A 22950-nucleotide genomic window follows, 5' to 3' on the forward strand; every position below is an offset into this window, starting at 1 on the left:
GCAATCAATCAAGACAGCCACCAGTTCCCCGTTTTGTCTTTCCAACCCGTGTCAACATAAGGTTCGGACATCACCATGACGCAAGCGAGCAAGCAACAGCGCGATATTCTGGTTACCAGCGCCCTGCCGTACGCCAACGGCCCTATCCATCTGGGGCACCTGCTGGAATACATTCAGACCGACATCTGGGTGCGTTATCAGAAGATGCGTGGCCAGAATTGTTACTACGTTTGCGCCGATGATGCCCATGGCACTGCCATCATGCTTCGTGCCGAGCGGGAAGGCATTACCTCCGAGCAGCTGATCGACCGGATCCGCGAGGAGCATCAGGAGGACTTCGCCGGGTTCCACATCCGGTTCGACAACTATTACACCACCCATTCCGAAGAGAACCGTTATTTCTCGGAATATATTTACCGTCAGCTCCAGGAAAACGGGCACATTGCCACGCGCAAGATCACCCAGTCCTACGACCCTGAAAAGAACATGTTCCTGGCGGACCGGTTCATCAAGGGCACCTGCCCCAAGTGCAAGACCGAGGACCAGTACGGGGATAACTGCGAGGCCTGTGGCGCAACCTACACGCCGGCCGAGCTGATTAATCCGCGCTCGGCGGTTTCCGGCGCCACACCGATCGAGAAAGAATCCGAGCACTATTTCTTCAAGCTGCCGGATTTCCAGGATTTCCTCGCCAAGTGGACCCGCAGCGGCACGCTGCAACCCCAGGTGGCCAACAAGCTGGCGGAATGGCTGGACGCCGGCCTGCAGGAGTGGGACATCAGCCGTGATGCGCCCTACTTCGGTTTCGAGATTCCGGACGCGCCCGGCAAATACTTCTACGTATGGTTGGATGCGCCGATCGGCTACCTTGCCAGCTTCAAGAACCTCTGCAACCGGGAAGGCATCGATTTCGAGCACTTCTGGAAGGCCGATTCCACCGCCGAGGTCTACCACTTCATCGGCAAAGACATTATCAACTTCCACGCGCTGTTCTGGCCGTCCATGCTGCACGATGCGGGCTTCCGCACACCGACCGCAGTCTGGGCCCACGGATTTGTCACCGTTAACGGGAAGAAAATGTCCAAATCCCGCGGCACGTTCATCATGGCGCGCACTTACCTGGATCATCTGAACCCCGAATACCTGCGCTACTACTTCGCCGCCAAGCTGACCGGCAGCGTGGATGACATGGACCTGAACCTGGAAGACTTTGCTGCCCGGGTGAACTCGGATCTGGTGGGCAAGGTGGTAAACATTGCCAGCCGCAGTGCCGGTTTCATTACCAAGCGCTTCGACGGCCAGCTTGGCCAGGTCACCGAGCACGCCAAACTGAAGGAATTCATCGAGGCCGGCAAGGAAATCGAGGAATACTACGAGTCCCGCGAATTCGGCCGCGCGATGCGACGGATCATGGAGCTTGCAGACATTGCCAACCAGTACGTCAATGATGAGCAGCCGTGGGTGATCGCCAAGCAGGAAGGCCAGGACGAGAATCTCCAGGCCATCTGCACCAACGCCATCAACATGTTCCATCTTCTGATGACCTATCTGGCACCGGTGCTGCCGGAGACCGCCAAGGCCTCCGAGGCTTTCCTGAATGCACCGCTGGACTGGAACAATCGGAGCGAACGCCTGGAGAACCACGGCATCAACAAGTTCAAGCCGTTGATGAACCGTGTGGATATGGCCCAGATCGAGAAAATGCTGGATTCCTCCAAGGAGGAGTTGCCCGCAGCGACCGGAAAACCAGCACCCGCTGCCAATCTTGAACCCATCGCCGATGAAATAGAATTTGGCGATTTCGCGAAAGTGGATCTTCGGGTCGTTAAAATTGTCAAGGCAGAGCATGTGGAAGGTGCCGACAAGCTTCTTCGCCTCACCCTTGACATAGGGCATGGCGAGCGCAACGTGTTTGCTGGTATCAAGTCAGCCTACAAGCCGGAAGATCTAGAGGGACGCCTGACCGTCATGGTCGCCAACCTCAAGCCGCGGAAGATGAAGTTCGGAATGTCCGAGGGTATGGTTCTGGCGGCCGGCCCGGGAGGCAAGGACATCTTTATCCTGTCTCCGGATTCGGGCGCCACGCCCGGCATGCGGATTATGTAAGGGCGACCGGGCTGAGCGCTGACAGGTGCCAATGGAGCAAGGTAAATGACCGAATATCTGCTGATTCTGGTCAGCACCATTCTGGTGAACAATTTTGTACTGGTTCAGTTCCTGGGCCTGTGCCCCTTTATGGGCGTATCCGGAAAACTGGAGACGGCCATGGGGATGTCCCTGGCCACCACGTTCGTTCTGACCCTGGCTTCGGTGTGCAGTTACCTTGCCTATACCTACCTGCTCGAGCCGCTGGACCTCGCGTTCCTCAGAACCATCACCTTTATCCTTGTGATTGCCGTGGTGGTTCAGTTCACCGAGATGGTGGTGCGTAAAACCAGCCCGTTGCTTTACCGGGTATTGGGCATCTTCCTTCCGTTGATCACCACGAATTGCGCGGTGCTGGGCGTCGCCCTGCTTAACATCAACAAGAACAACAACTTCGTTGAGTCCGTGTTGTATGGATTTGGTGCAGCAGCGGGCTTCTCGATGGTTCTGGTGCTGTTCGCCGCCATGCGTGAGCGCATCGCCGTGTCCGATGTGCCGGTGGCCTTTCGCGGTGCTGCCATCGGGCTGGTGACAGCCGGGTTGATGGCCCTGGCTTTCCTGGGCTTTGGCGGCCTGGTCAGCGTTTGATCGGCCGGCGGGATTAGGAGTAACAGGTTATGTGGACAAGCGTTCTTGTTGCCGTTGTGGTGCTTCTGGCCCTGGCCGTTGTTTTCGGCGGCCTGCTCGGATTTGCGGCCGAACGGTTCAGGGTGGAGGGCAACCCGCTGGTGGATCAGATTGACGCCCTTCTTCCCCAGACCCAGTGTGGCCAGTGCGGCTATCCCGGTTGCCGGCCCTACGCCGAATCCATTGCCGAGGGGGGGCCGATCAACAAATGCCCGCCGGGCGGCGAGTCTACCATCAAGGCACTGGCAGACCTGCTGGATGTGGAACCGGAACCCCTGGATGCCGAACACGGCGTTGAACAGGTCAAACGGGTTGCGGTGATTCGTGAGGACGAATGCATTGGTTGCACCAAGTGCATCCAGGCCTGCCCCGTGGACGCCATTCTTGGCGCCGCCAAGCACATGCATACGGTCATTGAGAGCGAATGCACCGGCTGCGATCTGTGTGTTGATCCCTGCCCGGTGGACTGCATCGACATGGTGACGGTGGAACCCGATATTCGTACCTGGACCTGGACACCGCCCAAGTCCGGACTCATTGCCACCGATCGCCAGGGAGCCAGTGCCTGATGACTCAACTCTGGGATTTCTCCGGCGGCATCCATCCTCCGGAACACAAAGACATCTCAACCGCGCGTCCGATTCGCGATGCCGGCATGCCTGCCCAGTTGGTTCTGCCACTTCAGCAGCACATCGGTGATCCGGCGGAGGCCATTGTTGAGGTCGGCGAGCGGGTCTTGAAGGGCCAGAAAATTGCCGACGTTAAAACTGGCATGGGCGTTCCCGTTCATGCACCGACATCCGGAGTGATCGAGAGCATCGCCGACTTCCCTGTCCCCCATCCCTCAGGTATGGCGGACCGGTGCATCACCCTGAAACCGGATGGCGAGGACCAATGGTGCCAGCGCAGTCCAGTGGCGGATTATCGTTCTCTGGAGCGCGACGAGGTTCTGCAAATTATCCGTGATGCCGGTATTTCCGGTATGGGTGGAGCCGGCTTTCCCACCAATATCAAACTCCGGCCACCAAGGGATCGCAAGGTCAGCACGCTCATTCTGAACGGCGCAGAATGCGAGCCCTATATCACCGCTGATGACATGACCATGCGGGAAAAGGCCGACGAGGTGGTTGCCGGGCTGAAAATCATGGCGTGGATTCTGCGCCCCGAGCGTTGCGTGATCGGTATTGAGGACAACAAACCCGAAGCCATTGCCGCGCTGCGAAAAGCCACCGAAGGCACCCAGACCGAAATTGCGGTTGTTCCCACCAAGTATCCCTCAGGTGGCGAGAAACAGCTGATCCAGATACTGACCGGCATGGAAGTGCCCAGCGGCGGAATTCCCGCTGATATCGGCGTGATGTGCCAGAACATCGGAACCGCCGTTGCCGTGGCAAATGCGGTCCTGGAGGGTACGCCGCTGATTTCCCGAATCGTTACCATCACGGGGGAAGCCGTTCGGGAACCGGGCAACTTCGAAACGCTTATTGGCACACCGATTGAGCATCTGCTCGGGCAGGCTGGTGTTAACCAGGATGCGGTCAGCCGCCTGGTGCTTGGCGGCCCCATGATGGGTTACACACTCACGACCGAAGCGGTACCGGTCATCAAGACCACCAACTGCGTGATTGCGGCAACGGCAGCTGAACTGCCGGCACCACCACCGGAACAACCCTGCATCCGGTGTGGCCAGTGCGCCGAAGCCTGCCCCATGGAGCTGTTGCCGCAGCAACTTTTCTGGCACGCCAAGGCCACCGAATTTGAAAAGGCGGAGCACCTGAACCTGTTTGACTGCATAGAATGTGGCGCCTGTTCCTATGTTTGCCCGAGTTCGATTCCGCTGGTTCAGTACTATCGGTTCGCCAAGGGTGAAATCCGTGCCCAACAGGCAGAACAGTTGAAAGCCGACCGGGCCCGGGAACGCTTCGAGGCACGCCAGGAACGCCTCGAGCGCGAGCAACAGGAGAAAGAACTGAGGCGCAAGGAGCGGGCGCAGGCCGCAGCCGAAGCAGCCGCGAAAAAACAGGCAGAGGCGGAGAAAGCGGCCGCCGAAGGTCAGGCTGTTGACGAACGTGCCGCCAAGTCGGCGCTTGTGGAGCAGGCCCTGGCCCGTAAGAAAGCAAAGGCACAAGCGTCCCAGTCGCCTGCCCCCAGTGCACCGCCGACCGAAGAAAAGCCCGACATCGAGGCCCTTGAGAAGCAGCTGGAGCAGGCCAGGTCCAAGCTGGAAACCATGCAAGGCATGCTTGATGACGCCAAAGCCCAGCAGGCAGACAACGTCGAGAAGCTGGAGAGGGCCGTGGCCAAGAATCACGATCGGGTGCAAAGAGCGGAAGAGGCGCTGTCTGAGGCCAGAGAAAAGCTGGCCGCCGGTCCGACTGAATCCCAGACAACCCACTAAACGAGATCAGGCAACACATCCATGGCATTTGTTCAGCAGTCATCGCCACACGCCCACAAGGCCCGGCCAACATCCCGCGTGATGTTATGGGTGCTTATTGCGGCCTTGCCTGGCCTGTTGGCCCAGACGCTATTCTTCGGCTGGGGCAACCTGATCAACGTGGTCTTCTGTATTGCCCTGGCGATCGCCTCTGAAGCTGCCCTGCTCAAGCTCAGAAAAAAGCCGGTTGCCTTCTTCATCAAAGACAATACCGCCGCCGTCACCGGCCTTCTGTTGGCTCTGTCGCTGCCCCAGTTTGCGCCCTGGTGGGTATCTGCGGTCGCAGTGATCTCGGCTATCGTTGTGGCCAAACAACTCTATGGCGGGCTGGGCTCAAATCCTTTCAACCCTGCCATGGTTGGTTACGCCCTGGTTCTGGTGTCTTTTCCGGTTGCGATGACAACGAACTGGGCAGAGCCCGCCATGCTCTGGGACGGTGCTCCGGGCTTTGGCGAGACCCTGGCAACCATAGCCTCCGGCCAGCAAACAGCGGTCGATGGCTGGACAATGGCAACGCCTCTTGACGAGTACAAACACAAGATCACCACCCACACAGCAACCGAGGTGCTGAACCACCCAACGTTTGGTGAGGGTATCGCCAGAGGCTGGGAATGGGTCAATGCGGCATTTCTGGCAGGAGGCCTTCTGCTCATCGCCCTGCGGATCATTACCTGGCACATTCCGGCAGGATTTCTTGGTGGGATGATCGTAATGAGCCTGGCCTTTGGCAACAATGCCGACCTCTATGCACCACTATCCCTGCATCTGCTTGCAGGCGGGACCATGCTCGGTGCCTTTTTTATCGCTACCGACCCGGTGTCAGCAGCTACGAGCCACCAGGGGAAACTCATCTATGGAGCGGGAATTGGCATTCTGATCTACCTGATCCGCACCTGGGGCAATTATCCCGACGCCGTGGCGTTCAGCGTTCTGCTGATGAATTTTGCCGTTCCTTTCATTGATCATTACACACCTCCACGCACTTACGGCCACCACAAGGCCCGTCGGGGTGTACCGGGGAGCCAGGGGTAATCATGGCTGCAGTTGCAAAGTCCATCCGCCGCAGCGCCATCGGGCTCGGCCTGTTCGCCGTGATCACCGGCGGCACCATTGCCGTAACCCAGGTGGCCACGGAAGAGCGGATTCGTGAACAGGCCGCCCGCGCAGAGGCCCAGGCCCTGTATGAAATCATTCCCGAAAGCCGGCACAACAACGACCTGCTCAGGGATACGGTACAGTTGCCTGCCAGTGAGCGCCTGGCACAGCCCGGCCCTCTGAACGTCTGGGTAGCTCGACAGAACGAGCAGCCCATTGGCATGATAATGCCCGTGGTGGCACCCGACGGGTATTCCGGCAAGATTCAACTCCTCGTGGGAGTGGACATGACGGGGACCATTCTCGGAGTGAGGGTAACCAGTCACAAGGAAACGCCGGGGCTGGGAGACCAGATCGAAACCCGCAAATCCGACTGGATCAAGAGTTTCGATGGCCGCTCGCTGGGCAAACCGCCGCACCGGGAGTGGAACGTTAAAAAGAATGGTGGAGAATTCGATCAGTTCACAGGCGCGACCATCACGCCAAGGGCTGTAGTGAAAGCGGTTCAGAAAGCGCTGATCTATTTTCGGGAAAACCGTCAGATTATCCGGGAGCGGCTCAACGAAGAGCCGTCACCGAGAGACAAGATCCTGAACCCTGAAGCGATTGCCGGCGAATCGTCCAACACGGAGCATTCCTGATCATGGCAACCAAATCATCGAGCGAAATCATCCGCGACGGGCTCTGGGACAACAACCCGGCCCTCGTCCAGGTGCTTGGGCTCTGCCCGCTTCTGGCCGTGACCAGTACCGTTGTTAATGCCATCGGGCTGGGGCTGGCTACACTCATGGTGCTCATGGGGTCCAATCTTGCGGTGTCACTGATTCGCAATTTCGTAAGCGAGTCTGTGCGCCTGCCCGCATTCGTCATGATCATCGCTTCATTCGTAACCTGCGCGGAATTGCTCATGCAGGCCTTTACCTATGAGCTGTATCTGATTCTTGGCATCTTCATTCCACTGATCGTCACCAACTGCGCCATCCTCGGCCGGGCTGACGCTTTTGCTTCCAGAAATCCACCACTTCCGGCACTGCTGGATGGCGCGATGATGGGCCTTGGCTTTCTGGCGGTGCTGGTGGTTCTGGGCGGCCTTCGGGAACTCATCGGACAGGGCACTCTGTTTGTGGACATGCACCTGCTGCTGGGCCCCGTTGCTGCCGATTGGGTGATCCGCCCCTTCGACAACTACCCGGATATGCTGTTCATGATTCTTCCGCCCGGCGCCTTTATCGGGCTAGGACTGCTGATCGCGCTCAAAAATGGTATCGACAACCATCTGGAAGAGCGCCGCAAGGCACATGAACCAGCGCCTGTAGCAGCAGGCAGCAAGCGGGTCCGGGTTACCGGGAACGCATCCTGAGTCCGCACTTGCACAAGACTGAGAGCTGATGAACAAACAGAAACGCATTGAGATCTTCACCCGCCTCAGGGAGGCCAACCCCAACCCGACTACCGAGCTGAACTATTCCAGCCCGTTCGAGCTGCTGATTGCCGTTATTCTTTCGGCCCAGGCCACGGATGTGGGTGTCAACAAGGCTACTGACAAGCTGTTCCCGGTCGCCAACACCCCAGAGGCCATCCTGGCCCTGGGAGTCGATGGCCTGAAGGAGTACATCAAGACCATTGGCCTGTTTAACAGCAAGGCCGAGAACGTGATCAAGACCTGTCGAATCCTGATTGAGAAACACGGCGGCCAGGTGCCGGAGCGGCGGGAGGATCTGGAGGCGTTGCCCGGGGTCGGTCGCAAAACCGCAAACGTGGTCTTGAACACCGCCTTCGGCCACATGGCCATGGCGGTGGACACTCACATCTATCGCGTGTCGAACCGCACCGGCATTGCGCCCGGCAAGAACGTTCTGGAGGTGGAGAACCGGTTGATGCGCCTGGTGCCAAAAGAATTCCTGCTGGACGCGCACCACTGGCTCATTCTGCACGGGCGCTATACCTGTACCGCCCGGAAACCGAAATGCGGCGCCTGTATCATTGAGGACCTTTGCGAGTTCAAGCAGAAACGGGACTATCTCTGAATCCGGGGCGTAAAAAAGCCGGCATCTTGCCGGCTTTTTGTTTCAGATGCCAAGCCGCGGTTAGCGCTGACCGAGCATTTTCTCCTTCAGATCCTTCTGAGCCGGCTTATCGGACAGCCAGATTCCGAACAGGGCCTTTTTAAAGGCCAGATCGCCAACCGTGTCCTTGTGCTCGCCGTTCTTGAGAACCCGCACGCCTTCGCCCGGCAGATACACCAGATCGAAAACGTCACCCTCGGTGATTTCTTCCTGGAAGACCGCCATAAACTGGTCCACATCCTCCTGGATAGAAGCCATATCGCCGTCGGTGGAGGCCTCGAAACCTTCCAGGGTGGCTTCTGTCATGCGTTCGCTGGTAATCATGCCGGAGATGATGTGCAGAGTGATGGCCTGGGGCTCATCTGCGTTAATTACGGCCTCACCATCGTCGATGGTCTCGGGAACGTACAGACCGCCGACATACAGGTCCATGAACCATTTCGAACGGGTACCTGCGCCATTAAGCGTGAGTTCGGTATCCATGGCGGAATAGGTATCCGGAACATCAACACCTTCCACGGTGAGGGCGGCGGCTGGAGCAGACAGCAGGGCCGTCAGCGTCAGAGACGCAAAACCGGTTGTAAGAGCCTTCTTCATAGTCCTTTCCTTTTCGATCGTTATTATTGACGTGTTTCATTCGTGCACCGGGTTTCGACACCCTTATCCCCGCCCGGTCACGGCATTCTATCAACGGCGCTGGCGGGCGGGACGCGCCCTGGTTCTCATTTGGGACGATCCTGAAACACAAAAAAGCCGGCCAGGATTCCCTGGCCGGCTTTGGATCGAAAGAAAAGAAAGACGTTACTTGAACAGCAGGTTTCCGGACAGGCCTTCCTTCTCCAGGATCTCACGAAGACGACGAAGCGCCTCGACCTGGATCTGTCTTACTCGCTCACGGGTCAGACCAATCTCCTGACCGACTTCCTCCAGCGTGCTTACCGGGTAGCCCCGCAGGCCAAAACGGCGTGACAGAACTTCTTGCTGCTTGTCGCTTAGCTGATCAATCCACTTCTCCAGGCAGGAACACATATTGTTGTACTGCAGGAGATCCGCCGGATCCGAAGCCCCTTCATCCGCTACGGTATCCAGAAGCGACTTTTCGCCACCGGCACCAATGGGCGTGTCCATGGAAGCGACGCGCTCATTGAGACCCAACATCCGCTTGACGTCGGCCACGGGCTTATCGACCATTCTGGCGATTTCCTCCGCCGAGGGCTCATGATCCAGTTTCTGGGTCAGTTCCCGCGCTGCACGGAGATACAGATTGAGTTCCTTGACCACATGAATCGGCAGACGGATGGTGCGGGTCTGATTCATGATGGCCCGCTCAATGGTCTGGCGAATCCACCAAGTGGCGTAGGTGGAGAATCGGAAACCCCGCTCCGGATCAAACTTTTCCACCGCCCTGATCAGGCCAAGGTTGCCCTCTTCGATCAGGTCCAGCAGGGTCAGCCCGCGGTTCACGTAACGTCGTGCGATCTTCACCACAAGGCGAAGGTTGCTCTCGATCATCCGTTTACGGCCGGACTCCTCTCCCTTGCGTGCCAGACGGGCAAAATAGACCTCTTCTTCCGGCGTAAGCAGGGGGGAAAAACCAATTTCGTTGAGATACAGCTGAGTGGCATCCAGCTGCTTTTGACTGGTGAAATAACGTCCCTGGGTGGGGATGTCCTCTTCTACTTCGGCCACTTCTTCGGTGGGCTCTTTTTCAACTTTCTCTTCTGCTAACAACTGATCCTCGGCATCGTCCATGTCCGATACACGATCAATGATGATGTCTTCTTGCTCTGCTGACATTTGTCTTGCCCCGCCTCTCAATAATCCTGGATGTTCGTCCGATACTTCTTGTTATTGCGGACGTCTTTGTCTTCACGCTTTTTTCTTCAGGACATTTTGTTGGTCGGCCTGTCATGGCCTTTACCGTTCTTGTTTTTCTTGCGAACGCGGTGTTTTGTCAGTGCCAGGGTGTGCGATCAGGGCAGCCTGCTGACTGCGTCATTCATTAGCGCGGCGGCAGATAATGGACTGGGTCAACCGGATTGCCATTTTTGCGAATTTCAAAATGCAACATGGGTCGTTCAGCGCCACTGCTACCGAGCTCTGCGATCACCTGCCCGGCTTTCACGTCCTCCCCTTCCTGCACCAGAATCTTCCGGTTATGAGCGTAAGCACTTAAATAGTGCTCGTTGTGATTCACGATAATCAGGTTGCCGTATCCAAGCAACCCGTTGCCGGCATAGACCACATTCCCGGTCGCCGCAGCTCTTACAGCATCCCCGGCTTGCCCGGCAATATCAATACCTTTATTGACTTTTCCGGATGTTGAATATCCAGCAATTACAGTGCCAACGTGAGGCCAGCGCCATTCAATCCGGGCCACAGTCTGGGTCTGGGAAGCGAGCGGCGCGCCCTTGTTAGCTGCTCTCGTCACCGCAGGTTTGGGTGCCGTGGCGGCTGTCTGTTTTGGAGGCGAAGCACGACTTGCCGTTCTCGGCGGTTGCGATCCAGACGGCTTTTTTGCAGCTGTAGTCTGACTGCCCGAGGTTACACTTCCGCGAAGATCCAGACGAATCACCTGACCCGCTTTGAGATTCCAGGGCGGACCAATGCCATTGGCGTCGCCAAGCTCGCGGTAGTCCCGACCATACCGCCAGGCTATGCTGTAAAGGGTTTCGCCGGGTTTGACGACGTGGCGGCCCCAATAGACCGGGGGATTGTAAATGTCATCCTGGTAGAGTGCCGGCGTGTTACAGCCGGAAAGTAGCAGCAGGGCCATGAGGGGCAGGAGTGCAAGGCGGCTGGCCAGCACCTTTTTCGCGGGGCGATCAGGCTCTGAGGCACCGGACGGGAACCGCGGGGACGCCGGTGAAACGGCATTGATGAGCCCACGCATGAATCTCACAGGAATAAAACTGACCCAGTTATGAAAAATCCGTATAACCGCTGTCGGTTGTCGAAGCAGTTTCTAAAGTTTTTATAGTAACTTGCTAATATATTGCACATTTTTCTCGCGAAGCCAAGTTACTAACCGACCTCCCTTGTTACCTCCAGAAACATCCGTTTTGTGCGTTAGGTAACACTCTTCGCACACAGTCGCCTCAAATCACCTCGATGGTGCGACCTCTCCATGCCGGGAACCGAGCCACTCCACCAGCAGAACGAGGGCAAAACCGGCCGCCGCCATGAGCAGGGCAAATAGCACCTGGGGATCCTGGCCGGCCTGCTCTGCAAAGGTAGAGGGCCAGATACTCGTCTCATTCAGGGGAACTTGTTCACCGGAGCTGTTGATACGCCAACTGAGAGTCTCCTTCCAGGGCCAAACCTTGTTGAGCGCTCCGATCATGAAGCCGGTGAGCAAGGCGAGCACGAGATCATGAAAATGGTGGAACGCCCAGGTGATCAGGCGGGCGATGGATAAAAGACCCACCACGCAACCTGCCATAAACAGAAGCAGAATGCCCGCGTCCAACGATTTGATCGCGGCGAGCACGGGCGCATACATACCAATAATCACCAGGATAAAGCTGCCCGAGATGCCAGGAAGAATCATGGCGCAGATGGCCAGCGCTCCGGCACCAAAGAACGCCAGAGTAGAAGGCGCGACTTCGCTGGCAGACAGGGTGGTTATCCACCACGCGATAACAATGCCGAACAACAGCGGAACCAGCAGTGCGGGCTTGTAGTGTCGCACCTGGCGCCCGACATGCCACACCGAAGCGACGATCAATCCAAAGAAAAAGCTCCAGATCAGGATCGGGTAGGCCACCAGCATATAGCTGATCCCAGATGCCAGGGTAGCAATACTGGTCAGGACGCCCGCCAGCAAGGCGACCAGAAAAGTTCCGTCACAGGCATGCCAGAACCGGCTGAACCGGCCGCGAATCAAGTCATGGAAAACTGCTCCCGGAACCGCGTTGATAGCTTCCAGGAGGCGGAAATAGATACCGGTGATGAAGGCAATGGTACCACCGGAAACCCCTGGAACAATATCAGCGGCACCCATGGCGATTCCCCGAAGAAACACGGCTGCAGGGTGGTGGCTGCGTGCAATATCGCTGTCCAGGTTTGGTTTACTTTCTGAAGAGTCGACCATGATTATCGGACAACCCCGCCCAGAAGCGGCACAAACCGGACCGGTTCCAGCTCCTTGTGATCAAAGCGATCTCCCCGCCGGGTTACCTGCACCAGCACCTGATTCTCCTCACCGACAGGGGCAATCAACACGCCACCGTCTGCCAGTTGGGCGAGCAATTCGGCTGGAACTTCAATGGGCGCTGCGGTCACGATAATACCGTCGAAAGGGCCACGTTCAGGCCAGCCCATGCCACCATCAGCATGTTTCAGGAACACGTTTCTGGCGTTCAGTTGTCGCAACCGGTCCCGGGCCCTGTCCTGAAGCGCCTTGATACGCTCGACGCTGTAGATTTCGGCGAACAGACGGGATAGCACAGAGGTCTGGTAACCGGACCCGGTGCCAAGCTCCAGGACCCGTGAGGGCCCGTGGGCAAGCATTAATTCAGTCATGCGGGCCACTATGTAGGGCTGTGACAAGGTTTGGCCGTAGCCAATCGGTAGCGATGTATCTTCGTAGGCCCTATGGGAAAGCGCCTCATCCAGGAAAATGTGCCGTGGCACCTCTCCCATAATCTCAAGTACCCGGTCCGACTCGATGCCGGCTTCCCTGAGGCGCTGAACCAGTCGCATCCGGGTGCGTCGGGAGGTCATCCCGATGCCTTCGAGCTGCGCTGTCATCCCCGCCCCTCCAGCGAAACCTCCAGGGTATCGACCCAATCCCGGAGCCGTGAGAGCGCCTCATGCCGGGTCATGTCGATGTGAACCGGGGTAACCGAGACATAACCTTCACGTACGGCATTGAAATCAGTGCCGGGACCGGCGTCACCGCCGACACCTGCCGCCCCGATCCAGTAACGCTCTTTGCCGCGAGGACAGGTCATCGGGACGGCACCCTCTGCCCGTTCCCGGTGGCCGAGGCGCGTCACCCGAATGCCAGCCAGTTCCTCCCAGGGAACATCCGGGACATTCACGTTGAGAATGGAGCGAGGCCCCAGCACCAGGGGACGCTCGTTCTCGAGCAGCACCCGGACAACCCGGGCGGCGGTCTCGTAGTGAAAGTGGCCATCGTTGACAAGGGAGACGGCAATGGCGGGAAGTCCGAGGTGGCGACCCTCGGTTGCCGCAGCAACGGTACCGGAGTAGATAATGTCGTCGCCTAGGTTGGCGTGGGTGTTGATACCCGACACCACCCTGTCGAACGGCTCACGGAACAATCCGTTCACCGCCAGATGGACGCAGTCGGTCGGTGTTCCATCGACCGAACGAAAACCGTTGGGATGTTCCTCAACCGTCAGGGGGCGATTGAGCGTCAGGGCGTTACTGGCGCCGCTGTGATCCCGGTCAGGCGCCACGACCTCAAGCTCACCCAGTCCTTTTAAGCCATCAAACAGGGCTATAAGCCCCGGTGAATGAACGCCGTCATCATTCGACAACAGAATACGCACAGTGTTCTCCGCTAGCCTTGTTGTTCGTTGTGTCGGCCGAGGCTCATGTCCTCAAGCTCGAAAATATCACTCAAAATCGTTGTCGCGTACTGGCCGGGCGAAAGAAAAAACGCCAGCTCCAGACAGTCCTCAGCGACCCACTGCCAGGAGAGGCTCTCCGGTTTTACCGCCAATGGCCTTCGCTCCGGTTTCATCCGGGTGACCGAAAACAGGGCGGCCAACTCCGGGGTTTGCGCGACAATGCCTCGCTCGAAGGTTTCCAGGGGCCCGCAAGCGGTGGTGCCGCCGTCACCCCACAGTGGACCTGTCGCTCCTGCCTCGGCCCAGCTGCCATCGTCTACCCGAGCTGCCAGCACCTCATTGAACAGCCAGGAGCGCGCTGCCGAAAAATACAATACGTTTTTCGAGCCGTCGCTGCCAGCTCGCTTTTTGCCACCCCGGCCTTTTCCACCGGACCGGCCACGTCGGTTCAGGGTAGCGGGATCAAGATGCACCGCTCGGTCAAGGTTAGCGCCATCATTGCCAAACCGTTGGGGGCCAAAGTAGTTTGGAGCCCCAATATCGCCCAGACGCTCCAGCGCTCGGTCAATAACCTGGTGCTCACCGGAGACGGCCCTCAGGGTAATCGTGAAGCCATTACCCCTGTGCTCCCCGCGCCGCAATTTCCGCGCCTGCCGCGAAGCCGCCAGAACCGGCCAGCGTAGGCCAATCTCCCGGATCAGAGCGGTGTCCTGATCCTCGTTTCCGGGACGGTACAGACTGAACCACTGGCGGGTCACAGCATGCCTATCCTTGAGCCCACAGAAACCGACATCAAAGTGACGACACCCGGCGATCCTGGCCAATTCGCGGGCAACATACTCTGTGTTATCACCCACTTTCTCCAGTTTCAAACAAAGATGCTCGCCACTGCCTGCGATTACATCTCCGTCGACGGCCGGGCCGCTTTCCGGCAGCTCCAGCAATTCGTCGACAATGAAATCGCCCGGGGCGGTTTTCAGGCGGCCAGAGGCAATACGACTGCCGCCGGAGGTTGGCCAGTCAAGGCGCCAGTTGCTCAAGATTCCACCGGTTCAAGCAGGCAGATCGCCTGGCAGGCAATGCCTTCCCCGCGCCCGGTAAAACCCAGCTTTTCCGTGGTGGTGGCTTTCACGCTGACACGACTGGCCGGCACGCCCAGATCTTCGGCAATGTTCAAACGGATGGCATCGATATGGGGTGCCATCTTGGGGGCCTGGGCAATGATTGTGGTATCCACGTTAACGACGGAGAAGCCCTCGTCCCGGACCCGGTTCACAACCCGACGCAAAAGGTCCCTGCTGTCGGCCCCTGCCCACTCGTCACTGGTGTCCGGGAAGAAATGCCCGATGTCGCCAAGCGCGGCAGCGCCCAGCAATGCATCTGCCAACGCATGCAGCAGGACATCACCATCAGAATGGGCCTTGAGCCCGTGGGAATGCGGAATGCTTACGCCGCCAATAATCACAGAGTCGCCTTCGCAGAAGGCGTGGACATCGAAGCCCTGACCAATACGCATAATGTGCTCCGGAACACTCCGAAAGTTCAGAATTGGCTCAGAATGAAGCCTGCCAGTGCCAGATCGGCGGGCACGGTGATCTTGATATTGTCCGGCCGCCCTTCAACCAGCACCGGCATGTTACCGGAAAACTCCACCGCGGAGGACTCATCGGTCACCGGAAGCTCTCGGGCAAGAGCTGCCTCCAGAGAATCAACAAGAACACGATAGCGAAACATCTGGGGCGTCAGAGCCCGCCACAACCCCGTGCGATCAACGGTCTCAATCACTTCCGGAAGCTCAGCAGTAACGGCTTTCTTTAAAGTGTCGGCAACCGGCGAGGCAAGCAGCCCCCCGACAGGATGGCTGTAGAGCCGGTCAATCAGATTTGAAAGATCCCGGGTATCAAGGCAGGGCCTCGCCGCATCGTGCACCAGAACCCAGTCGTCATCTTTCACCTGTTCCGCCATGGCGTGCAGCGCCGACAACACCGAACCAGCTCTTTCGGAACCGCCGGTACAGGTCTGGATTCGGCTATCGCCGCTGGCTTCGGTATCCGGCCACCAATGGTCGGCCGGGTGCAATGGCACCATGCAGCCGGAAAAAGGCGCGGAATCCATGAGTCGGGAAAGGGTGATGTCGAGAATGAAACGCTCGCCAATCCGAAGGTACTGTTTCGGTTGCTCAGCCTGCATACGCTGGCCGATGCCGGCGGCAGGAACAATCAGCCAGAGTCTCGGGGAAGGCATAGACAATCAGTTTTCAACAACCAGGAAAAAGGTCTCGTCGTCTCTTATCAGGCCGAGGTTCATTCTGGCCCGTTCTTCAACGGCGCCCTGCTCGTTACGCAGATTCCTGACTTCCGCATAGAGACGTTCATTGCGGGTAGCCAGCTCGGCATTTTCTTCACGTTGCTCGGCAATGGACTGCTCCAGAGCCCATACCTGCGCAAAGCTGCCCTCCCCGACCCACAGGCGCACCTGCAGCAGGAGAATCACAACCACCATTAAGGTCCAGAGCAACTTCATTGCCGATTCCGTTCAAAATTCAATCAATCAAAATACCAACGCCGGACGTTGAGTATAGACCTTAGAGTAGATTAGCAACAAATTCTTCTAACTGCCTGTACAAAAAGGCCATCATGTCCGGAATTTCGCCCAGAACACGATGGCCTTAACAGTTTTTCGCCAATTACCGGCCAGACACTCTGCCAGAACCGGTGGGATCAGTCGATCAGCCCTGCCCTTTGATTTCGCTCAGGCCGCGGTAAGGCGCCTTACCGTCCAGCGCTTCTTCGATGCGCAGCAGCTGGTTGTACTTGGCAACACGATCCGAACGGCACAGGGAACCGGTCTTGATCTGGCCGGCGCAGGTCGCCACCGCCAGATCGGCAATGGTGGTGTCCTCGGTTTCACCGGAACGATGTGAAATCACGGCAGTGAAACCGGCATCCTGGGCCATCTTGATGGCATCGAGGGTTTCGCTCAGGCTGCCGATCTGGTTGAACTTGATCAGGATGGAGTTACCCACGCCCTTCTCGATACCCTGCTTCAGGATTTTGGTGTTGGTCACAAACAGGTCGTCACCGACCAGTTGAACCTTGGCGCCCAGTTTGTCGGTCAGCACCTTCCAGCCATCCCAGTCGCTCTCGTCCATGCCGTCTTCAATGGAGACAATCGGATATCGCTCACACAGACCTGCCAGGTAATCGGCAAAGCCCTCGGAATCGAAGCTCTTGCCTTCGCCGGACAGCTGGTACTGGCCATCCTTGTAGAATTCGGAAGATGCACAGTCCAGGGCGAGGGTCACATCGGTACCAAGCTTGTAACCGGCCTTCTCGACCGCTTCCTGGATAACCGCCAGCGCCGCTTCGTTGGAGGGCAGGTTGGGAGCAAAACCACCCTCATCACCAACCGCTGTGTTCAGGCCCTGGGCCTTCAGCACTTTTTTCAGGCTGTGAAAAATCTCCGCGCCAACCCGCAGGGCTTCAGAGAAGCTCTTGGCGGAAACCGGCTGAACCATGAACTCCTGGATATCAACGTTGTTATCCGCGTGCTCACCACCGTTCAGAATGTTCATCATCGGCACCGGCATGGAGAACTGGCCGGAGGTACCGTTGATGTCTGCAATGTGTGCATACAGTGGCTTGCCCAGGGAGATAGCTGCAGCCTTCGCCGCCGCCAGGGAAACTGCCAGGATGGCGTTGGCGCCCAGGTTGGCCTTGTTCTCGGTACCGTCGAGGTCCAGCATGATCTGATCCAGAGCACGCTGATCAGCTGCATCTTTGCCTACCAGTGCATCACGGATCTTGCTGTTCACGGCTTCTACAGCCTTAAGAACACCCTTGCCAAGGTAACGGGAAGCGTCACCATCACGCAGTTCCAGGGCTTCCCGGGAACCCGTGGAGGCACCAGAAGGCGCGCAGGCGCTGCCGACGGTGCCGTCTTCGAGGATAACGTCGGCTTCTACTGTCGGGTTACCGCGGGAATCCAGAACCTCACGGCCCTTGATGTTGGCAATCTTGGTCATTCTTCTCTGTCTCCAAGTTCATGTTCAAATTCGGGAGTCAGAGCGAGAGGGAACGGCCCTCTACATTTTCGCAGGGCCGTTCCCGCTCGCTCCCATAGTCCGCGTAAAACGCCAACACCGCCAATCAGGCGGTGTCGATAGATTTAAAGCTTTTTACCAGATCATCCACAGCTTTCACCCGCTGCAGGAAGGGCTCAAGCTGGCTCAGCCGCAAAGCGCAGGGGCCATCGCACTTGGCTTTGTCCGGGTCCGGATGGGCCTCCAGGAACAAACCGGCCAACCCCTGGGACATACCCGCCAGCGCCAGGTCAGTCACCTGGGCACGTCGGCCACCGGCCGAATCCGCGCGTCCGCCGGGCATTTGCAGGGAGTGGGTCACATCGAACATCACCGGTACGTTCATGGCTTTCATGATGCCAAAGCCCAGCATGTCGACAACCAGGTTGTTGTAGCCGAAGCTGCTGCCCCGCTCACACAGGATCACCTTGTCGTTGCCGGCTTCCTCGCACTTGGTGATGATGTGCTTCATTTCCTGGGGAGCCAGGAACTGGGCCTTCTTGATGTTGATCACCGCACCGGTTTTCGCCATGGCGACCACCAGGTCGGTCTGGCGGCTCAGGAAAGCCGGCAGCTGGATGATGTCGCATACCTGCGCTGCGGGAGCGGCCTGGGCCGGCTCGTGGACGTCCGAAATAATGGGAACACCAAACTTGCTTTTGATGTCCGCCAGAATCTGCAGCCCTTTCTCAAGGCCTGGACCACGAAACGAATTCACCGACGAACGGTTGGCCTTATCAAACGACGCCTTGAAAACGTAGGGAATGCCGAGCTTGCCGGTGGCCTCAACGTAGGCCTCGGCAACCTCCATGGCCAGCTCCGGCGACTCAAGGACGTTCATGCCACCAAAGAGCACAAACGGTTTGTCGTTGGCGACGTCGATTCCCGAAACGTTTACAGTGCTCTGCGCCATGCTCAGGATCCTTTCTTACAGGCCAGTGCTGCCTCAACAAAGCCTTTGAACAGCGGGTGGCCGTCCCTGGGTGTGGAGGTAAATTCCGGATGGAACTGACAGGCGACAAACCAGGGATGATCCGGCGCTTCAACCACTTCGACCAGACGACCATCGGTCGAACGACCTGAGATCTGAAGACCGGCCTCTTCCAACTTTGGCAGGAAGTGGTTGTTGACCTCGTAACGATGGCGATGACGCTCGCGAATGGTTTTCTTGCCATAGCAGTTGGCAATGGTGGAACCTTCGGTAAGCACGCAATCCTGGGCGCCGAGACGCATGGTCCCGCCAAGATCAGATTCTTCCGTACGCTCTTCGCGCTCTCCGGTGGAATCCAGCCATTCGGTGATCAGGCCCACCACCGGCTCCGGCGTGTGCTCGCGGAATTCTGTGCTGTGAGCGTCGGTCAGACCGGCCACGTTCCGCGCGTATTCAATTACAGCAACCTGCATACCCAGGCAGATGCCAAGGTAAGGCACCTTGTTCTCACGGGCATACTGAACCGTGCGGATCTTGCCTTCCACGCCGCGCTCACCGAAACCGCCCGGCACCAGAATCGCGTCGGCACTGGCCAGCGCACCGGTGCCATCACGCTCGATGTCTTCGGAATCGATGTAGTTGATATTGACCTTGGTGCGGGTCTTGATGCCGGCGTGCAGCAGGGATTCGATCAGCGACTTGTACGCGTCGAGAAGCTCCATGTACTTGCCAACCATGGCAATGGTCACTTCCTGCTCGGGATTCATCAGTGATTCAACAACGTTGTCCCACTCACTGAGGTCCGCAGGACGTGCATCCAGGCCGAATCGTTCGATAACGAGCTGATCCAGGCCATGCTCATAGAGCATGCGAGGAATGGCGTAAATGGATTTGGCATCCTGGAGAGGAATAACGGCCCGCTCTTCGACGTTGGTGAACAGGGCAATCTTGCGACGTGAACTGGCGTCCACCTCGTGCTCGGAGCGGCACAGCAGGATATCCGGCTGCAGACCGATAGAGCGCATTTCCTTGACCGAGTGCTGGGTGGGCTTGGTCTTGATCTCACCCGCAGTGGCAATGTACGGAACCAGGGTCAGGTGCATGAAAAGTGCACGTTGGGGACCGACTTCAACCTTCAGTTGCCGGCAGGCTTCGAGGAACGGCAGGGATTCAATATCGCCTACCGTGCCACCAATCTCGATCAGCGCTACGTCGGCGCCAGCGGCACCTTCAACGACCCGGCGCTTGATCTCGTCAGTGATGTGGGGGATTACCTGCACAGTTCCGCCCAGGTAGTCGCCACGGCGCTCCTTGCGGATTACTTCCTCGTACACCCGACCGGTGGTGAAGTTGTTGCGCTTGCTCATCGGGGAGCGGATGAAGCGCTCGTAGTGGCCCAGATCGAGGTCTGTTTCCGCGCCATCCTCGGTGACAAAAACCTCACCGTGCTGGAACGGGCTCATGGTGCCGGGGTCCACGTTGATGTACGGGTCCAGCTTGAGAATAGTGACCTTCAGGCCGCGTGCCTCGAGGATCGCAGCCAGAGAGGCTGATGCGATACCTTTCCCCAAGGAGGACACGACACCGCCGGTGACGAAAATATAACGCGTCATGCAGATTCCGTGATTGTCTGGTTCGGTGAAGGAGGGAGATTGTCATCTCAAGATGGGACGCCAGACTACCAGAAAGGCCCCATTGACTCAATCACATTCCCGCTCTATGACCAGCCGCCAACCGGCGGCATGGGCGCCTCCCGAGTATTGTTCAGAACACCATAAATCGCCAATGGCAATGAGCTCTGCTGCGCCCTCTGAACCCGCGAAAACCAGCGGCAGACGGGCCCTTTCCCAGGGTGGAACGCCGACTTCCTGCAGCCATTTCTTGAGCGAACGGGACGGCCCATCGGGACGGAAACGGACCCGCTCGCCACCCTGCCTCGTAAATATCCGTATTGGCGGCAACGACTGTTCCGGGGTAACGACAGATTCCAACCTGAGGGACCACTCTCCCCACGCGACACCATCCCCCGGCTCGAGATCGACCGGAGCGTCCGGTAAAGGGCCGCGGTCGGGAACGAGGCAAAGATCACCCTGGAAACGCCGCAGACTGAAACCGTCGGACCGGAACTCCGGCTCCCGATCCTCTGCGGCAAACAGCAGGTCCCGAATGACCTGCTGCCAGTCACCAGGGGTGGGCGCATGAAACCCGCGTTCCCGTGCCCACCAACGTAGCAGATTCTTCTGCTCCGCCAGAGGCAGTGTTTTCAGGCCATCAACGGGGAGACGGTCCCGGTCGCCGCCGATTGCCTGCCACTGCAAAGCGGCCAGTTTGCGGTTCAGCGCTTCGCTCTCGCCACAGGATTCCGCCGTGTGCCGCAGCCTGCGATTCAACCCCGGCCAGCGATCCCGCAAGAGCGGCAACACAGTGTGACGGAGAAAATTCCGGTCAAATCGCTGGTCGGTATTGCTGGGGTCATCAACCCATGACAGGCCAGCGACCCGGGCCCAGCGCTCGAGTTCGGCCCTCTCAAACCCGAGCAGGGGCCGGACGAGGGTCGCGGTGCCCAGCTCACGACTGGCCGGCATGCCCGCGAGCCCGGCCACACCGCTGCCCCTGAGCATCCGGAACAGAACGGTTTCCGCCTGGTCATCCCCATGGTGAGCCATCAAGACCAGGTCGCCCTTCCCGACCAGCGCCTCGAGGGCGGCATAGCGGGCCTTGCGGGCAGCTTCCTCTATACCCGCACCCGAGCTACGACCACCATCGACGGTTACCCGCTCAACCACAAGCGGCACGCCAAGTCGCTCACATTCACCGCGACAGAACGACTCGGTATCCGATGCATTGGGTTGAAGCTGATGATTGATATGGATCGCCCGGACAGCGCCGGAACAGCCATGGCAGTGGGCTGCCAGGTGCAATAACAGGGTGGAATCGAGGCCGCCGCTCAGGGCGACCCAAAGACGGGTGTGATCGGGGAGTTCTCTGACCGGGGCACACAGGGCCTCCGGCCAGTGGAATCCGGAACCGGGCTCAGCGCCCGGTGTCATAGCGGGTCAGCCGCTCGTAGCGGCGGGATACCAGCTCATCCAGTGGCAGGCGGCTGAGCTCAGCGACGCCTTTCGCCAGAACCTCTTTGAGGGATTCCGACATTTTTTCAGGGTTGCGGTGAGCACCGCCGAGGGGCTCGGTTACCACGTTATCCGCCAGCCCCAGATCTTTGAGCCGGTCAGCCGTAACACCCATGGCCTCCGCCGCCTGGGCAGCGTATTCGGCACTTTTCCAGAGGATCGACGCACAGCCCTCTGGGGAAATCACCGCGTAGGTGGAATACTGCAGCATGTTCAGCTGGTCACAGACACCGATGGCCAACGCGCCACCGGAACCGCCCTCACCGATCACCGTGGAGATAATGGGTGTCTTGAGGCGGGACATCACGGCCAGGTTGAAGGCAATGGCCTCACTCTGCCCACGCTCTTCCGCACCAATGCCGGGATAGGCACCCGGCGTGTCGATGAACGTGAGAATGGGCATCTTGAACCGCTCGGCCATTTCCATCAGGCGCAGGGCCTTGCGATAGCCCTCAGGGCGCGGCATACCAAAGTTGCGCTTTACCTTGTCCCGCACTTCCCGGCCCTTCTGATGACCAATCACCATTACCGGCTTGTCGTCCAGCCGGGCAGTACCCCCTACGATCGCCAGGTCGTCTGCATAACGGCGATCACCGTGCAGTTCATCGAAATCCTCAAACATGGATTCGATGTAGTCCAGGGTGTAGGGCCTGCGGGGATGGCGAGCCAGTCGGGCAACGTCCCAGGGCTTGAGATCGGAGAAAATGCTCTCTGTGAGGCTGACGCTCTTTTTCTTCAGCCGGGTGATCTCGTCGGTGATATTGATGTCGGTGTCATTGCCAACCATCCGAAGCTCTTCAATCTTGGCTTCCAGGTCGGCGATTGGCTGTTCGAAATCCAGATAGTTAGGGTTCATGATGTTCCATCATTTTTTGCCAGGCGGGAAAATGCTCCGCC

23 protein-coding genes are annotated in these 22950 nt (G+C 58.3%); 8 read left to right on the forward strand and 15 right to left on the reverse strand.

Features of this window, described 5'->3' with window-relative positions; translation table 11 throughout:
• Positions 1-75: 75 nt before the first annotated feature.
• Genes metG through nth form a run of 8 tightly spaced genes read left to right on the forward strand, consistent with a single transcriptional unit; the run spans position 76 to position 8331 of the window.
• The gene (metG, locus tag AC13E3_RS15655) at positions 76-2106 is read left to right on the forward strand and encodes a methionine--tRNA ligase (RefSeq protein WP_108019079.1); all 2031 of its coding nucleotides are present in this window, start codon (positions 76-78) and stop codon (positions 2104-2106) included.
• Between the two features lie 45 nt (positions 2107-2151).
• Positions 2152-2733, forward strand: coding sequence for an electron transport complex subunit RsxA (gene rsxA / locus AC13E3_RS15660; protein ID WP_014576726.1), 582 nt, complete (start codon positions 2152-2154; stop codon positions 2731-2733).
• Between the two features lie 29 nt (positions 2734-2762).
• Positions 2763-3341, forward strand: coding sequence for an electron transport complex subunit RsxB (gene rsxB, locus AC13E3_RS15665; protein ID WP_088557582.1), 579 nt, complete (start codon positions 2763-2765; stop codon positions 3339-3341).
• Entirely contained in the window at positions 3341-5170 is a 1830-nt protein-coding gene (rsxC, locus tag AC13E3_RS15670) for an electron transport complex subunit RsxC (protein ID WP_008172859.1), read from the forward strand. The genes rsxB and rsxC overlap by 1 nt, the downstream gene beginning before the upstream one ends.
• Before the next feature lie 21 nt (positions 5171-5191).
• Positions 5192-6241, forward strand: a complete 1050-nt coding sequence (gene rsxD, locus AC13E3_RS15675) for an electron transport complex subunit RsxD (protein ID WP_474546535.1) — start codon at positions 5192-5194, stop codon at positions 6239-6241.
• Between the two features lie 2 nt (positions 6242-6243).
• Positions 6244-6945 (forward strand): electron transport complex subunit RsxG, encoded by a 702-nt coding sequence (gene rsxG / locus AC13E3_RS15680; protein WP_008172863.1) that lies wholly within the window; start codon positions 6244-6246, stop codon positions 6943-6945.
• 2 nt (positions 6946-6947) lie between these two features.
• Entirely contained in the window at positions 6948-7664 is a 717-nt protein-coding gene (locus AC13E3_RS15685) for an electron transport complex subunit E (protein WP_482902207.1), read from the forward strand.
• 28 nt (positions 7665-7692) lie between these two features.
• On the forward strand, positions 7693-8331 hold the full coding sequence (nth, locus tag AC13E3_RS15690; protein WP_008172868.1) for an endonuclease III: 639 nt from the start codon (positions 7693-7695) through the stop codon (positions 8329-8331).
• Positions 8332-8391: 60 nt separating this feature from the next.
• Here nth and AC13E3_RS15695 read toward each other — a convergent pair whose 3' ends face one another.
• The 15 genes from AC13E3_RS15695 to accA form a co-directional block, all read right to left on the reverse strand.
• Positions 8392-8967 carry a chalcone isomerase family protein gene (locus AC13E3_RS15695; protein WP_338355055.1) on the reverse strand — a complete coding sequence of 192 codons (576 nt, stop codon included), beginning with the start codon at positions 8965-8967 and terminating at the stop codon, positions 8392-8394.
• A 204-nt stretch (positions 8968-9171) separates the two neighbouring features.
• Positions 9172-10167: an RNA polymerase sigma factor RpoS gene (rpoS, locus tag AC13E3_RS15700; RefSeq protein ID WP_482902208.1), complete on the reverse strand. Its 996-nt coding sequence runs from the start codon at positions 10165-10167 to the stop codon at positions 9172-9174.
• Between the two features lie 205 nt (positions 10168-10372).
• On the reverse strand, positions 10373-11263 hold the full coding sequence (locus tag AC13E3_RS15705) for a peptidoglycan DD-metalloendopeptidase family protein (RefSeq protein ID WP_008172873.1): 891 nt from the start codon (positions 11261-11263) through the stop codon (positions 10373-10375).
• Positions 11264-11473: 210 nt separating this feature from the next.
• Complete coding sequence (locus tag AC13E3_RS15710; protein WP_062784895.1) at positions 11474-12463, reverse strand: polyprenyl-phosphate transporter; 990 nt, start codon at positions 12461-12463, stop codon at positions 11474-11476.
• Between the two features lie 2 nt (positions 12464-12465).
• Complete coding sequence (locus AC13E3_RS15715) at positions 12466-13122, reverse strand: protein-L-isoaspartate(D-aspartate) O-methyltransferase (RefSeq protein WP_014576717.1); 657 nt, start codon at positions 13120-13122, stop codon at positions 12466-12468.
• Positions 13119-13889 carry a 5'/3'-nucleotidase SurE gene (surE, locus tag AC13E3_RS15720; RefSeq protein WP_008172880.1) on the reverse strand — a complete coding sequence of 257 codons (771 nt, stop codon included), beginning with the start codon at positions 13887-13889 and terminating at the stop codon, positions 13119-13121. The genes AC13E3_RS15715 and surE overlap by 4 nt, the downstream gene beginning before the upstream one ends.
• A gap of 11 nt (positions 13890-13900) precedes the next feature.
• The gene (gene truD, locus AC13E3_RS15725; protein ID WP_482902209.1) at positions 13901-14950 is read right to left on the reverse strand and encodes a tRNA pseudouridine(13) synthase TruD; all 1050 of its coding nucleotides are present in this window, start codon (positions 14948-14950) and stop codon (positions 13901-13903) included.
• Entirely contained in the window at positions 14947-15426 is a 480-nt protein-coding gene (gene ispF, locus AC13E3_RS15730) for a 2-C-methyl-D-erythritol 2,4-cyclodiphosphate synthase (protein WP_008172883.1), read from the reverse strand. The genes truD and ispF overlap by 4 nt, the downstream gene beginning before the upstream one ends.
• A gap of 26 nt (positions 15427-15452) precedes the next feature.
• A complete protein-coding gene (gene ispD / locus AC13E3_RS15735; RefSeq protein WP_482902210.1) occupies positions 15453-16154 on the reverse strand; it encodes a 2-C-methyl-D-erythritol 4-phosphate cytidylyltransferase in 702 nt (233 codons plus the stop codon).
• Positions 16155-16160: 6 nt separating this feature from the next.
• Entirely contained in the window at positions 16161-16433 is a 273-nt protein-coding gene (locus AC13E3_RS15740; RefSeq protein WP_008172887.1) for a septum formation initiator family protein, read from the reverse strand.
• Between the two features lie 205 nt (positions 16434-16638).
• Positions 16639-17934, reverse strand: coding sequence for a phosphopyruvate hydratase (gene eno / locus AC13E3_RS15745; RefSeq protein ID WP_008172888.1), 1296 nt, complete (start codon positions 17932-17934; stop codon positions 16639-16641).
• Between the two features lie 124 nt (positions 17935-18058).
• A complete protein-coding gene (gene kdsA / locus AC13E3_RS15750; protein ID WP_424006552.1) occupies positions 18059-18904 on the reverse strand; it encodes a 3-deoxy-8-phosphooctulonate synthase in 846 nt (281 codons plus the stop codon).
• 2 nt (positions 18905-18906) lie between these two features.
• Positions 18907-20535 carry a CTP synthase gene (locus AC13E3_RS15755; protein WP_008172892.1) on the reverse strand — a complete coding sequence of 543 codons (1629 nt, stop codon included), beginning with the start codon at positions 20533-20535 and terminating at the stop codon, positions 18907-18909.
• Between the two features lie 87 nt (positions 20536-20622).
• Positions 20623-21972 carry a tRNA lysidine(34) synthetase TilS gene (gene tilS / locus AC13E3_RS15760; protein WP_482902211.1) on the reverse strand — a complete coding sequence of 450 codons (1350 nt, stop codon included), beginning with the start codon at positions 21970-21972 and terminating at the stop codon, positions 20623-20625.
• Positions 21956-22909: an acetyl-CoA carboxylase carboxyl transferase subunit alpha gene (accA, locus tag AC13E3_RS15765; RefSeq protein WP_008172897.1), complete on the reverse strand. Its 954-nt coding sequence runs from the start codon at positions 22907-22909 to the stop codon at positions 21956-21958. Before accA ends, tilS begins: the two co-directional genes overlap by 17 nt.
• Positions 22910-22950 lie beyond the last annotated feature (41 nt).

The organism is Marinobacter sp. L-80 (assembly GCF_056859395.1).